This is a genomic window from Streptomyces sp. NPDC049954, assembly GCF_040656295.1.
Lineage (GTDB): Bacteria > Actinomycetota > Actinomycetes > Streptomycetales > Streptomycetaceae > Streptomyces.
In genome coordinates this window covers 1-12793 of record NZ_JBFALS010000031.1, presented here as the reverse complement: position 1 = coordinate 12793, position 12793 = coordinate 1, and the positions used below count along the sequence as shown (strand labels likewise).

Genomic DNA, 12793 nt, shown 5'->3' with positions numbered 1-12793 from the left:
AGTACGTCCAGTACTAGGGCTTCCGGCCGGCGCACCGAGAGCACGCACCGGACGCCGCTCCTTCACGGGCAAACATTGCCTGCCACGGCACTAGCTGCGGCCGGTGTGGGTGCCTGCGGCGTCGGATCAGGTGTCCGCCCCAGGTGCCCCGGTGGTGGCGGGGGTAGCCGCCATGACCGCAAGGAACTTCCGATTCCCTTTTCTGATCACGGAGTTGAGGGCGACTGTCCCCGGTCTGATCGCGTGCGAGAACCATTGACGCGGCGGTGGAGGCTGGCTAGCTTCCCGAGAGCGCTTTCCGAGTGACCTCGCGTCACGCCGTGGAGCGTCCCTGCTTCGCACGAGGTCCAGGAGCCCCATGTGCCCGCACTCTTCTCCGCCGTCACCTCGCTCCGGGCGAGGACAACGATGTCATGTGCGGTCGCCCGTCGCCCGTCGCCCGTGACCAGTCACCCGTGGACCCGTGACCCGTCACCGTGCGCCGGAGCGGAGCCGCGTCTGCGGCCGTGCTCGTGACCGGCGGTTCGGGTGCCTCGTCCCCGGCGCCACCCGCGGAGTGAGCGCACCGTGCGCCGGCCGACCGGGCGCTCTCTGCTCCTCCCCGCCCGCAACACTGTCCCCCCAGCAGTGAGGAAACCCTGATGAAGAGATACAGAGCCGCTTTCGTCGCGTTGCTGACGGCCGTACTCGGCGTGGGCGCCGCCCTGCCTGCGGCCGCCGCGGCGTCGGCGCCCTCCCCCGCGGTCTCCGCCGCGACGTCCGTCCGCTCGACGTCCGCCGCCGCGCCGGCGCCCCTGCGGCTGATGCCGCTGGGCAATTCGATCACGTGGGGTGTCGGCAGCCCGTCCGGCAACAGCTACCGGGGCTTCCTGTGGAACAAGCTGGCGGCCGAGGGGCACGACCTGGACTTCGTGGGCTCGGTACGCAACGGCCCCATGTCCGATCCGGACAACGAGGGCCACTCCGGCTGGCGCATCGACCAGATCGCCGGGATCGCCGACTCGGTCCTGGCCCGGTACCGCCCCAACGTGGTCACGCTGGAGATCGGCACCAACGACCTGAACGGGAACTACGAGGTTCCCACCGCGGCCGACCGGATGAGCGCTCTCATCGACCAGATCCTCCGGGACGCACCCGACGCCACGGTGCTGGTCGGCACGGTGATCGTCTCCACCAGCAGCACCGAGGAGGCGTACCGGCCGGCCTTCAACCAGAAGGTCGCCGACCTCGTGCAGGCCAAGCGGGCCGCCGGCGGACACGTACGGCTCGTCGACATGGGCGCCCTGAACACCGCCGACCTGTCCGACGCGCTCCACCCCAACGACAACGGGTTCAGCAAGATGGCCGACGCCTTTTACGCGGGTGTGCAGGCGGCCGACGCGGACGGCTGGATCAAGGCGCCCCTCCAGCAGGGCCGCGCGGTGCAGTCGGGGGTCGCGGGCAAGTGCCTGGACGTCAACGCCGGCAGCACCGCCAACGGGACCGCCGCGCAGATCTGGTCGTGCAACGGTTCCGACGCGCAGGTGTGGTCGGCGCGGGCGGACGGCACCCTCAGGTCGCTCGGCAAGTGCCTGGACGCCACGGGCCAGGGCACGGCCAACGGCACCAAGATCCAGATGTGGGACTGCAACGGCGGGGCCAACCAGGTCTGGCAGGTGTACAACGGCGGCTATCGCAACCCCGCCTCCGGCCGCTGCCTGGACGACCCCGCCGGCTCCACCACCGACGGCACCCAGCTGGTCCTCTGGGACTGCAACGGGACGGCCAACCAGAAGTGGACGACCCTGGCGGCCAGTTGATCCCTGCCCGGCGGGCCGGGCCCGGCCGGGCGGCACCGGGCCGCCTCGGCCGGGCCCGCTGTTCCCGCAAGGGGACGGCCTCCTGGCGGGAGGGGCTGCGGGCGTGTGCTCACCAGCCGGTGCCGAACCTCGCCATCGGCTCGATCAGTTCCTGCTCCTCATACGCGAGATGGGACAGGAGGGCGTCGGCGAGCAGGTCGAGGGTGGACACCGGCACTTCCTGGTCCGACGCCCCGCCGACGAAGCCGACGAGTTCCCGGTCCAGCCGGTCGATCACCCCCTGTATCGCGTGGTGCTCCTCGGTGAGCCGGTCGAGGACCGGTCCCAGCCGCCGGTCGTGACGGCGCAGGTACGGGAAGAGGTCCTGGTCCTCCCTGGTGTGGTGCGCGGTGGTCACCCGGCAGTACGAGGCGCAGTGGGCGCCGAGCATCCAGGCGTCCTGTCGCACACTCAACTCCCGCAGGAGGGAACGGGTTTCGCCCGGCCCGATCCGGCCCTCCACCACCTCACGGACGATCCCGCGGAGCTGATCGAGATCCGCTCGTAACCGGTCGTGTGCGGCGACGAGGTTGCGGGCCGGCTCCTGCTCGCCCGGTGTGTAGCGCCGCCCCGGCTCGGCGGGCGGTCCGCTGGGGCGCGTCGACTCGTCCCACAGACGTGTCGCGGACCGTCGCTCACCGCCGTCCGGGGAGGCTCGTACGGAGAGCACCTCACCGGAGGAGGCCGCCTCGACCGCACGGCTCCGTCTGCTCGGTCCCACACCGTCCGTCCGGACCTCGGGGGCCGGGCCGCCGCCCGTCCGGCCCGCGGCCATCGGCCCGGGACCCCGGCCCTCGCCGGCCGGAGGTGCGGCGGCCCCGGTCGTCGGGGCGCTTCCGGGCGGGGCAGGCGCGCCTCGCCGGGAAGCGGCCACCAGCTCCCGGGTGGCGGGTGCCACCTCGGCGGCGAACAGCGTCACCTCCTCCGGTTGCCGCGCCGGCAGCAGAAAGGCGCTCGTCCCGTGCTCCAGGGCCAGAGCGGCCAACTGTTCCGGCCAGGAACCCGGGGGGCCCTGCGGAAAGCCCTCCGGACCGGGCGAGAGGTTGTAGAGGCGGCGCACCGCCGCCGGCTGCCGGCCCGCCCGTACCGCCGCCTCGTCGATCAGGCGGTGCCCGGCGGCGAGACGACCCGGGGGCACGTGCGGAACGCTGGGCAACCAGCCGTCGGCCACCGAGCCGACCAGGTCCAGCATCCGGGGGCCGAGCGCCCCGAGCCAGATGCTGACGGGGTGAGCGGGGGCCGGGCCGGGCGCCGCTCCGTGGAGCCCGTAGTGCTCGCCGTCGAGATGGACCCGCGGCCCCGGAGTCCACAGTGCCCGGATGACCTCGATGGCCTCCCGCGTGGCCCGCACCGCCTCACCGGGGCTGCGGCGCGGCCCGCCGTCGGCGGCGATCGAGTCCCAGTAGGCTCCCGCGCCCAGGCCCAGCTCGACCCTGCCACCGCTGAAGAGGTCCAGGCCGGCCGCGGAGCGGGCCAGCATCGCGGGTGGACGCAAGGGCAGATTCGCCACGTTGGGGAAGACCCGCACCCGGGAGGTGGACGCGGCGATCACCGCGAGCGCCGTCCAGGCGTCCAGCAGGCCCGGCTGGTAGGGGTGGTCGGGGACGCTCACCAGGTCGAGTCCCGCCCGGTCGGCGGCCCGGGCGGGCGCCAGCACGTCCTCCCCGTGCCCGGGCGCGGGCATCAGCACCACACCGAAGAGCAGGTCGTGTCCGTAATCAGGCATGACGCCCTGCCTCCTGGTCGACGGACCGGTCACGGTGGGGGACAGGGGCGGCGGCCGCGGCCCCGGGCCACAGCGGTCCGGGACCGGCGAGCGCCGCCAGGGCGGCGAGGCCCAGTGCGATCGCCGACATCACGAACGCCGTGGTGAAGCCGGACTCGGCGGGGAACGACGTGCCGGGAACGGTTTTTGAGGCCACCACGGAAGCGGCGATCTGGGCGCCGAGTGATCCGCCGACCGTGCGCATGATCGTGTTGATGCCGGTGGCCTCGCCGGTCCGGCTGCCGTCCACCGCGCTCACCACGAGGTTGGCCAGCGCCGCGAAGGCGAAGCCCACGCCGACGCCGAGTACCGCGGAACCGGCGTACATCGCCCACTCGGTGTCGTGCGCCGCCGCGTAGACGACGAAACCGAGGACACCGATCAGACAGGCCAGCACCAACGGGAGTTTCCAGCCGACCGCCGCGCCCATCCGGCCCGCCAGCGGGCCGGCGACGAGCATGGTGGCCGCCATCGGAACCATGAACAGACCGGACGCGGTGACGGAGGCGCCGAAGCCGTAGCCCGCCCTGGACGGGGTCTGGGCGAGCAGCGGCACGAGAGTGAAGGCGCCGTACATGCCGAAACCGACGACGAGGGCCGTGAGGTGACTGCTCAGCATCGCGGGCCGCCGCAACAGCTCGATGTCGACGAGCGGGGCGCGCACCCTCTTCTCGGCGTAGGCGAACACCACGAGCAGCGCCGTGGCGGCGAGGAAGAGGCCGATGGTCCGGCCGGAGGACCAGCCCCAGGACTGGCCCTGACCGATCGCCACGAGCAGAGCCGTGATACCCGCGCTGAGCAGCACCGCGCCCACCCAGTCGACGCGGCCCGGGGAGCGCACCGAGGACTCCCGCACGAACGCGGCGACAGCGGCGATGCCCGCGAGGATGACGATCAGCCCGATCCAGAAGATCCAGTGCCAGTTCAGCGCGTCGACGACGGGGCCGGGGACGACGAGCCCGACACCGAAACCGATCCCGAAGGTGGAGGAGATCAGGCCGATGGCCACCGGCACCCGCTCGCGCGGGAACTGGTCGCGCACGATGCCGAAGGCCAGCGGGAAGGCGGCCGAGCCCACGCCCTGGACGGCGCGGGCGGCGATCAGCAGGGCGAGGGAGCCGGACAGCGCGGCCAGCAACGTGCCCACCGCGAACACGGCGAGACTCGCGATCAGGACCCGGCGTTTGCCGAACATGTCCCCGACCCGGCCCAGCAGCGCCGTGGCCACCGAGGAGGTGAGGAGGAAGGAGCTGAGCACCCAGGACACGCTGGTGGGGGAGGCGTCGAACTCGCGCCGCAGGTCGGGAAGGGCCGGTACCACCATCGTCTGCATCAGGGAGAAGGACAGGACGGCGAGAAGCAGGGCCGCGAAGGGGGCGGCGACACCACGCTCCCCGTCGCCCGCCCGAGCCCCGGCCCGGTGAGTGAACACGTCGGTCATCAATCGGTCCTCCGGAGTGCGGGCGAAGCCGTCCGCGGCGTGCGGACTGGGCGCCAAGGTAAGGTCATGGCGTAATCATTACATGACGTCACCCTTACGTCCAGGTACTACTTTCCGGGTAGCATGGCCGCATGAGTAAAACCCCTGAGAGCGCGCCCGGCCGACCCGCTACCGAGACGGACGGGGTGATCGGGGCGGACGCCGAAGCGGCGTCACGGCCACCGGGGCTGCTGGCGCTGCCCTCGTACCTCGCCAGTCATGTGGCGCGCATCGGCCACGACGCCCTGGTGGCGGCGGTGGGTCAGCACGGGCTGCGGTTGCCGCACTTCGCCACCCTGACCGCGCTCGCCGACTTCGGCCCGCTGCCGCAGCACGTACTCGCGGAGCGTCTGGGATTCCAGCGCAGCCACCTCGGCGGCTACCTCGACGTCATCGAGGAGCGCGGACTCGTCCACCGTGCCCGGGACCGCAACGACCGGCGGCGTCAGGTGGTCGGGCTCACCGACGAAGGGGCGCGGCTCCAGCTCCGCCTGCGCACCGTGGCGGAGGAGTCGCAAGAGGTCTTTCTCGCCTCACTCACCCCGGCGGAACGGGAGACCCTCACGGCGCTGCTGCGGCGCCTTCTGGACGCCGACGACCGGGCTCGCGGCTGACCGCGTATCAGGCTCCGCATTCCCCGGGGGATGACGGCGCCGGGCCGCCGGCTCCGGTCCGGCGCCGAACCCCCGCCGTGGACCGCCCTGCTTTCCGGGCGCGGAACCGCCCGGGCCGCCGCCGTGTCGAGCCCACGCGGGACGTTCTCCCTCCCGCGAGGCCCGGTGGCCGAAGGTACTTCCCTCAGGCGCACGACTCCGGCCCCCGTAGGCACACGTGTGTGAGATTCGGTGAGGGCATGTGTGCGCGCCCGGCTGCGTTGACCGGTCATTCCCCGCCTGGCACGCCCGGGGAGCCGGGCGGCGGCCTCTTCGCTTCCCGGACAGGACACCCCGGGAGGAGGTGCGTCACAAATGCGGCAGTTTTCCGGCACACCCCACTGTCTAGTGTTCCGGCTGCGGAGGCGCTTTTGGCCTTCGTTCGACGCATGACAGAGGATCAGGATGGCGCTGAAGACCATGACCACGTCTCCCACGCCCGTTCGCCGTCGCCCCGACCTCCTGGGTGTGATGATCGACGAACATCGGGACGGACTCGTCGCCTACGCCGAGAAGATGCTGGGCGACCACCAACTCGCCGAGGACGTCGTCCAGGAGGCGTTCATCCGCGCCTGGCGCAATATGGACCGCCTGGTCGGCATGGAGGGCTCGGTTCGGGGGTGGCTCTTCACCGTGACCCGGCACCTCGTCATCGACTGGGTGCGCAAACCGCAGGCACGCAGGGAGGTCGTGGGCGGCGCCTACAGTGATCCGCCGGCCCGCGGCAACGGCTTCGACACCGTGGAGGACGCGCTCGTGGCCGCCCCGCTGCTGCGTCCCCTCTCACCCGAACACCGCGCCGTACTCGTCCACATCTACCTGTGCGACCGGACGATCAAGGAGACGGCGAACCGGCTCGGCGTGCCGGCCGGTACTGTGAAGTCCCGGCACCACCACGCCCTGCGCAAGCTGCGCGCGGCTCTCGCCCCGGGCTCGACGGGGCGGGACGCGGCACGGGCCGCCGCGGCGAGCGGACCCACGTACGTGGTCGCGCTGTGACACCCAACCGGATCACCCGAGCCGTGGAGGACACAGTCAATCGCCGGACGGGGCGGTACGCGTATGTCGTCACGCGTGTGCGGGCTGCCGTACTCGTCGGCCCCGGAGCCGACCGCGGTGCCGGAGCCCGCGCAGCTGCCTGTGGCGGGTGGCCGGCCACTCCCCGGGCCGGCCACTCCCCGGGCCGGCCACTCCCCGGGCCGGCCGGGAAAGGACGGATCATGACCGGACACATGAAGAACGGCGACAAGGGCGCCCCGATCGGGCGGCGGGCGATGCTCTCGGTGCTCGCCGCGGGCGCCGCAGGTCTCGCCGGGGCGCCGTATCTCCAGCGGGGCTGGGAGAAGTTCCTCGGCGCCGCCTCCCAGGCCGACCCGACCGGGGTGACCGGGCTGCTGCCCAACCCCGGCGGCTTCCGCTACTACTCCGTCGTGGGCTCGGTGCCGCGCAAGGACGACACCACGTACGCGCTGAAGATCAGCGGCCTGGTCGACCGGCCCGGCACGTACTCCCTGCCGGAGTTGCGGCAGCTTCCGCAGACCCGGGTCGTGCACGACGTGCTGTGCACGGACGGCTGGCGCGTGGAGAAGACCCCCTTCGAAGGGGTACGGCTCGCCGACCTGCTCGACGCGGCCGGAGTGCGCGAGCAGGGCAGGGCAGTGCGCTTCACGTGCTTCGACGGCGCCTACAGCGAGAGCCTGACGCTCGATCAGGCGCGCCGCCACGACGTGCTCGTCGCCCTGCGGATGCAGGACGGACCGATCACCCACGAGCACGGCGGACCGGTTCGGCTCTACGTGGCGCCGATGTACTTCTACAAGTCCGCCAAGTGGCTGTCCGGCATCGAGGTCACCGACAGGGTGATCCCCGGATTCTGGGAGGAGCGAGGGTATGCCATCGACGGCTGGCTCGACGGGGAGGACCGGCGAGCGGGCAGCTCGAAGGCCTGAACGGGACGGCACACTGAGCCGGTTCAGCCGCGCCGAACGGCTGGTCCACCGCACCACCGGGTACCTCATGCTGCTGTGCCTGGTGACGGCCGCCTGCCTGTACGTGGCCCCGCTCGCGCAGGCGGTCGGGCGCCGCCACCTGATGGTCACGGTGCACGAGTGGTCGGGCCTCCTGCTGCCCGCGCCCGTCCTGCTGGGCCTGCTCTCCCCGGCCTTCCGTGCCGACCTGCGCCGGCTCAACCGCTTCGCGCCGTACGACAAGCAGTGGCTGCGCGCGGTACGGCGCCGGGTGCGCGCCCCGCGCGAGCGGCCGGCCGGGAAGTTCAACGCCGGACAGAAGCTCTACGCGGGTGGCATCGCGGGAGCCGTCCTGGTCATGCTCGGCACAGGGCTGCTCATGTGGTTCACCGGCCTGCTCCCGTTCCTCTCCCGCACCAGCGCCATCTTCGTGCACGACGTCCTGGCCTGGGGCGTCGCCCTCGTCCTGATCGGGCACCTGCGCAGGGCCCACGCGGACCCGGAGGCGCGGCTCGGGATGCGGACCGGCAGGGTGGGCCGGCCCTGGGCGGCGAGGGAGCACTCCGAGTGGGTCAAGGAGCTGCGTGCGGAGCGCGAGGAGGCGGACGACTGACTTCCGTTTCCCCGCTCCCGTCAGCGCCCTTCGGCGTTGAGGCCACCGTTCAGCTCGGCGGGTACGGCGTGGAGCGCAGCAGCTTCGCCAGGTGGACGGCGTTGCCCGCCAGCGTTCTGGTGGTCGAGGCCACCGATTCCGGGGTCTCGTCCAGGTCCTTGTAGTCGGTGCCGTGCTGGGCCTCGCCCACCCAGTACGTCACCGCGCCGGGGGCGAGGGAGAAGCCGAGGTCGTTGAGGCCCTGGAAGGCATCCGCGCTCACCTTGTGCCCGCCGTCCTCGTTCCCCACGACCGCGACGGCGGCGACCTTGCCGTACGTGAGCAGCCGGCCCTGCTCGTCGCTCTCCGACAGCTCGGCGTCCAGGCGTTCCAGGACGCGCTGGCACAGGCTGGAGGGGTGTCCGAGCCAGATCGGGGTCGCCAGCAGCAGGATGTCGGCCGCCAGCATCTTCTCCCGGAGGGCGGGCCAGTCGTCGCCCTGCCCCATGTCGACCGCGACCCCCGGCCGGACATCGTGGTCGGCGACGCGTACGGTTTCCGTCTCCACCCCCAGACGGCCCAGCTCCGCCATGACCTGGTCGGCGAGCAGCTGGCTGCTGGAGGGTTGCGGGGAAGGGGCGAGAGTGCAGACGAAGGCGAGAGCACGCATGGCGTCAGTCCTCAGGTCGTGGGGACCGCGGGAGACCGCGCACGGCTTCGCGCTCCCCGGCGGCATACGCTCCGCGATCTTGACGCCGATACCCGCCGCCGCCCCCGAGGCGGTCCTCGACGCGCGGGGGGAGTACCCGTACGGGAGAAGACCGGGTCGCTGTCTTTCGCTGAGCGTCCGCCCGGTCGTCGTCGACGACGGATCGCGCTACCGGTTCCGCCGGACTCCGCACACCGGGGTGCCCCGCCGCCTTGTCCGGCGAGGGGCGCCGTCCCTCCTGACCGGAGCGGGACCGCGCCGTTCCCGCACGCTGCGGAGCCGTGGCAGAGCGGCCCAGGGCGACCGGTGGGCGCGAGGCCCCGCGCACGCCGACCGGTGGGATTCGGCCGGGCCTGCCCCGCCCCGTCCACGAGTTCGAATCCCGCCGGCACCGCAGCCGGCCGGCACCGCACTCCTGCCCCGCGCCCGGTGCTCAACGCAGGCTGTCCGCCTCCAGGATCGCCGCGACGAACGCGTCGGGTCGTTGCTGGGGCAGGTTGTGGCCGGCGTCCGCGACGACGTGGTGGCGGCGCGGGCCGGTGAAGTGGGCCGCCGAGGAACTGCCGTCGGTCCACGGGGTGACACCGTCCGCCTTTCCGTCGAGGGTCACGGTGGGCACCGGGACGGGCGGTTGCCTCAAAAGTCGCGCCTCCAGGTCCGCGTAGCGCGGGTCGCCCGCCGCCGCGCCCAGCCGGTGACGGTAGCCGTGGATCACGACGTCGACGTAGTCCGGGTTGGTCCACAGCGCCGCGGCCCGGTCGAGGTCCGCCTCGGTGAACTCCCACTCCGGGGAGTTGCGGCGCCACACGACACGCGCCAGTTCCCTGGGGTCTTGTGCGAGCCCCCTGCGGCCGCGCTCGGTGAGGAAGTAGAAGAAGTACCAGTAGCCGGACTCGACGGAGGGCGCCAGGGGTTCCTGGGCCACGGCGAGATTCTGGATCAGGTAGCTGTTCACCGAGACCAGCCCCAGGCACCGCTCAGGCCACAGCGCCGCGGCGACGTTCGCCGCGCGCCCGCCCCAGTCGTAGCCGGCGAACAGGGCCCGCCCTACGGACAGCGCGTCCAGCAGGGCGAGATGGTCGGCGCCGAGCGCGGCCTGCTGGCCGGAGCGGAAGGTCCCGGGGCGCCGGAAGACCGTCTCCCCGTGTCCGCGCAGATAAGGGACGAGACAGCGGTAGCCGCGCCGGGCGAGCGCCGGGGCGACTTCGGCGTAGGACCCGACCGGGTCGAAGGGCCAGCCGTGCGAGAGCACCACGGGGGTGCCGTCGGCGGGCCCCAGATCGTGGTAGGCGAGGTCCAGCACCTCGGTCCGGACATGCCGCACGGGGCCGAGCCCACCTCTCCCGACGCGCGAGTCGGCGGCGGGACGGGCGGCGGGGGGCGCGGCGGCGTGCGCGGTCGTGACAGGGGCGAGGGCGCCCGAGGCCACCGTCGCCGCCGCCTGGGTGAGTCTCCGTCTGCTGATCATGTCGGTGTCTCGTCTCCGCTACCGGGCCGGTGCCGGCCCTTCGGGGTACGGTCGCCCCCGCGCAAAGGGGGGAAGCGCGGGGGCGACCGGCCCTCCCGCCGACGAGCCAGCCAGTTCGTCCCGGCGGCGGGAGCTTTCATCAGGGAAACGGGTGGGAGCGTGCGCGAGGTTCACCGCCGGTCGTCGTCGCCCCGGTACGCGGCCTGATCGCCCCGGGGCCGTGCGCCAGGCCCCGGGGGAGAGACGGCCGCTCAGAGGTGGTCCGCTTCCACCACGGCTCGGGCGAACTCGCTGGGCGCCTCCTGCGGCAGGTTGTGACCGACGCCCCGGAGCGTGTGGTGCCGGTAGGGGCCCGTGAAGAACCGCCGGTACGAGGCACCGTCGTCCGGCGCGGTGAACGGGTCGAGTTCGGCGTCCAGGGTCACGGTGGGCACGGAGACGGCCGGCCCGGCGTCCAAGGCCCTCTCGTAACGGTCGTACGCGCGTTCACCCGGTGCGAGACTCAGTCGCCAACGGTAGTTGTGGATCACGACGGCCGCGTAGTCCGGGTTCTCGAAGGCGGCGGCCGTCCGCTGGAAGGTGGCGTCGTCGAAGGCCCAGGTGGGGGAGACCTGTGTCCAGACCAGACGGCACAGTTCGGGCCGCTTGTCCTTGTCCTCCATGGCCTTCTTGCCGCGATCGGTCGCGAAGTAGTACTGGTACCACCAGGTGTGCTCGGCCGCCGGCGCCAGCGGATCACGCTGCATCCCGAGGTTGGTGACGAGGTAACCGCTGACCGACACCAGCGCCTTGACGCGCTCGGGCCACAGCGCCGCGATGATGTCGGCGGTGCGCGATCCCCAGTCGAATCCGGCGAGTACGGCCCGGTCGATCCTGAGCGCGTCCATCAGGGCGATGATGTCGAGGGCGACCGCGGACTGCTGGGCGTTGCGAAAGGTGTGACGGGACAGGAACCGGGTCGATCCGTGGCCGCGCAGGAAGGGGACGATCACCCGGTAGCCCTGCGCCGCCAGCAACGGTGCGACGTCCACGTAACTGTGGATGTCGTACGGCCAGCCGTGCAGACAGATGACGACCGGGCCGCGGGCGGGGCCCAGCTCGGCGTAACCGACGTTCAGCAGACCGGCCTTCACCTGCTTCAGCGCGGGGAAGGACGTGTGGGTCCCCGGCCGGACGGTCGGCACGACCGGCGCCCCGGCTGGGCCACGCGCCTCGCCGGAGGCGGACGCGAGCCCCTGGAGGCCGGTCAGGGAAGTGGCGGCGGCGCCTGTGCCAACGCCCAGAGCCCTGCCGAAAGTACGCCTGTCGATCATGTGGAAGCCTCCGTGTGCGGGGCCGCCCTCCTGACGCGTGGCCGGGGCGGACACTGTGGGCGGGTGCGGGGCGGACGGGAGTGCGTGAGGTGTGCGTCGGGCGGTTGCGGGCCGTGCGAGGACGACTCTGGCACAGTATTCGTCACCGGTCAAGAAGGTGACGTGCGTGGCGCGCGTCCCTGTCCGCCGCTGGGGCCGACAACTGCCCGAAGCCGGTAGGTGTGTGTGCGTGGAGGGAGCTGACGGCGGGGCCATGCGGGTGTGACCTCACGATGCTCTGGTGTGTCTCGGTCGCGACATGGTTACGTGCACTCGGAAACGAGCACTGTTACTCACATGTGTGAACCACGGGTTCCACGGAGGCCGTGTTTCCTTCAGTGACAGGCAGTCAAGCACCTCACCCTTCACCGAGAAGAGACCATGATGAACCGCCGTACCCTCCTCCGCTCCAGCGGTCTCGCCGCGGCCGTCCTCGGCGGCGGTGCCCTGACACCCGTCGTCGCCGAGGCGACCGACCCCTTCCTCGGCCGGCCCGGGACGGGACATCTGCCGGTGGCGCCGGAAGACCCGACGGAGCCGGTGGACCCCGGTGATCCCACCGCCGGCGTCATCCGCACCGAGCTGCAACGACACCCCTCTCCCGCCAAGGGCTGGCTCACGGTCCAGACGCTCGTGCAGATCCCCCGGCACAAGCAGTCGGGACGGCACAGTCACCCCGGCGTCGAGATCGGGTACATCGCCCGGGGCGACGTCCTGATGGAGTTCGACGAGGGGCCCTCCCTGCGGCTGCGCACCGGAGATCCCTTCTTCATCCCGACCGGCGCGATCCACAACGCGCTCAACGTCGGCAGGGAGACGACGATGATGCTGTCCAGCTATGTGATCGACGAGACCAAACCGTTGGTGACCACCTACTAGTAGGGCCTGGTCAGGTCGGTTGTAGGTGAGCGTGTCCTTTTGGGTGGTGTTGCGTTGAGGGGGTGTGACTCCGGACGAGATTGCTGCTGT

Annotated in this window: 11 protein-coding genes; 6 read left to right on the top strand and 5 right to left on the bottom strand. The window is 72.1% G+C overall.

Translation table 11 applies throughout. The features are described from left to right. The first annotated feature begins 641 nt into the window (after positions 1-641). Complete coding sequence (locus AB0J21_RS33435) at positions 642-1799, top strand: ricin-type beta-trefoil lectin domain protein (protein WP_363149940.1); 1158 nt, start codon at positions 642-644, stop codon at positions 1797-1799. 109 nt (positions 1800-1908) lie between these two features. Here AB0J21_RS33435 and AB0J21_RS33430 read toward each other — a convergent pair whose 3' ends face one another. After that, on the bottom strand, positions 1909-3564 hold the full coding sequence (locus AB0J21_RS33430) for an LLM class flavin-dependent oxidoreductase (protein ID WP_363149939.1): 1656 nt from the start codon (positions 3562-3564) through the stop codon (positions 1909-1911). Continuing rightward, positions 3557-5047, bottom strand: coding sequence for an MFS transporter (locus AB0J21_RS33425; protein ID WP_363149941.1), 1491 nt, complete (start codon positions 5045-5047; stop codon positions 3557-3559). Before AB0J21_RS33425 ends, AB0J21_RS33430 begins: the two co-directional genes overlap by 8 nt. Before the next feature lie 128 nt (positions 5048-5175). Here AB0J21_RS33425 and AB0J21_RS33420 point away from each other — a divergent pair, with 128 nt between their 5' ends. From AB0J21_RS33420 to AB0J21_RS33405, 4 genes are all read left to right on the top strand, one after another. Beyond that, the gene (locus AB0J21_RS33420; RefSeq protein WP_363149938.1) at positions 5176-5697 is read left to right on the top strand and encodes a MarR family winged helix-turn-helix transcriptional regulator; all 522 of its coding nucleotides are present in this window, start codon (positions 5176-5178) and stop codon (positions 5695-5697) included. A 444-nt stretch (positions 5698-6141) separates the two neighbouring features. Beyond that, positions 6142-6735: a sigma-70 family RNA polymerase sigma factor gene (locus tag AB0J21_RS33415; protein WP_363149937.1), complete on the top strand. Its 594-nt coding sequence runs from the start codon at positions 6142-6144 to the stop codon at positions 6733-6735. Between the two features lie 221 nt (positions 6736-6956). Continuing rightward, positions 6957-7685 (top strand): molybdopterin-dependent oxidoreductase, encoded by a 729-nt coding sequence (locus AB0J21_RS33410; protein ID WP_363149936.1) that lies wholly within the window; start codon positions 6957-6959, stop codon positions 7683-7685. Next, entirely contained in the window at positions 7627-8316 is a 690-nt protein-coding gene (locus AB0J21_RS33405; protein WP_363149935.1) for a cytochrome b/b6 domain-containing protein, read from the top strand. Before AB0J21_RS33410 ends, AB0J21_RS33405 begins: the two co-directional genes overlap by 59 nt. A gap of 49 nt (positions 8317-8365) precedes the next feature. Here the strand turns inward: AB0J21_RS33405 and AB0J21_RS33400 are convergent, their stop codons facing one another. From AB0J21_RS33400 to AB0J21_RS33390, 3 genes are all read right to left on the bottom strand, one after another. Continuing rightward, complete coding sequence (locus AB0J21_RS33400; protein ID WP_363149934.1) at positions 8366-8965, bottom strand: NAD(P)H-dependent oxidoreductase; 600 nt, start codon at positions 8963-8965, stop codon at positions 8366-8368. A 472-nt stretch (positions 8966-9437) separates the two neighbouring features. Continuing rightward, a complete protein-coding gene (locus tag AB0J21_RS33395) occupies positions 9438-10472 on the bottom strand; it encodes an alpha/beta hydrolase (protein WP_363149933.1) in 1035 nt (344 codons plus the stop codon). Between the two features lie 251 nt (positions 10473-10723). After that, positions 10724-11785, bottom strand: coding sequence for an alpha/beta hydrolase (locus AB0J21_RS33390; protein ID WP_363149932.1), 1062 nt, complete (start codon positions 11783-11785; stop codon positions 10724-10726). Between the two features lie 420 nt (positions 11786-12205). Between AB0J21_RS33390 and AB0J21_RS33385 the strand changes: the two genes are divergently transcribed. Beyond that, entirely contained in the window at positions 12206-12703 is a 498-nt protein-coding gene (locus AB0J21_RS33385; RefSeq protein WP_363149931.1) for a cupin domain-containing protein, read from the top strand. Positions 12704-12793 lie beyond the last annotated feature (90 nt).

Coding starts and splice junctions, on each gene's coding strand:
- AB0J21_RS33435 (WP_363149940.1), top strand. CDS start 642: ATGAAGAGATACAGAGCCGCTTTCGTCGCGTTGCTGACGGCCGTACTC.
- AB0J21_RS33430 (WP_363149939.1), bottom strand. CDS start 3,564: ATGCCTGATTACGGACACGACCTGCTCTTCGGTGTGGTGCTGATGCCC.
- AB0J21_RS33420 (WP_363149938.1), top strand. CDS start 5,176: ATGAGTAAAACCCCTGAGAGCGCGCCCGGCCGACCCGCTACCGAGACG.
- AB0J21_RS33415 (WP_363149937.1), top strand. CDS start 6,142: ATGGCGCTGAAGACCATGACCACGTCTCCCACGCCCGTTCGCCGTCGC.
- AB0J21_RS33410 (WP_363149936.1), top strand. CDS start 6,957: ATGACCGGACACATGAAGAACGGCGACAAGGGCGCCCCGATCGGGCGG.
- AB0J21_RS33405 (WP_363149935.1), top strand. CDS start 7,627: ATGCCATCGACGGCTGGCTCGACGGGGAGGACCGGCGAGCGGGCAGCT.
- AB0J21_RS33400 (WP_363149934.1), bottom strand. CDS start 8,965: ATGCGTGCTCTCGCCTTCGTCTGCACTCTCGCCCCTTCCCCGCAACCC.
- AB0J21_RS33395 (WP_363149933.1), bottom strand. CDS start 10,472: ATGATCAGCAGACGGAGACTCACCCAGGCGGCGGCGACGGTGGCCTCG.
- AB0J21_RS33390 (WP_363149932.1), bottom strand. CDS start 11,785: ATGATCGACAGGCGTACTTTCGGCAGGGCTCTGGGCGTTGGCACAGGC.
- AB0J21_RS33385 (WP_363149931.1), top strand. CDS start 12,206: ATGATGAACCGCCGTACCCTCCTCCGCTCCAGCGGTCTCGCCGCGGCC.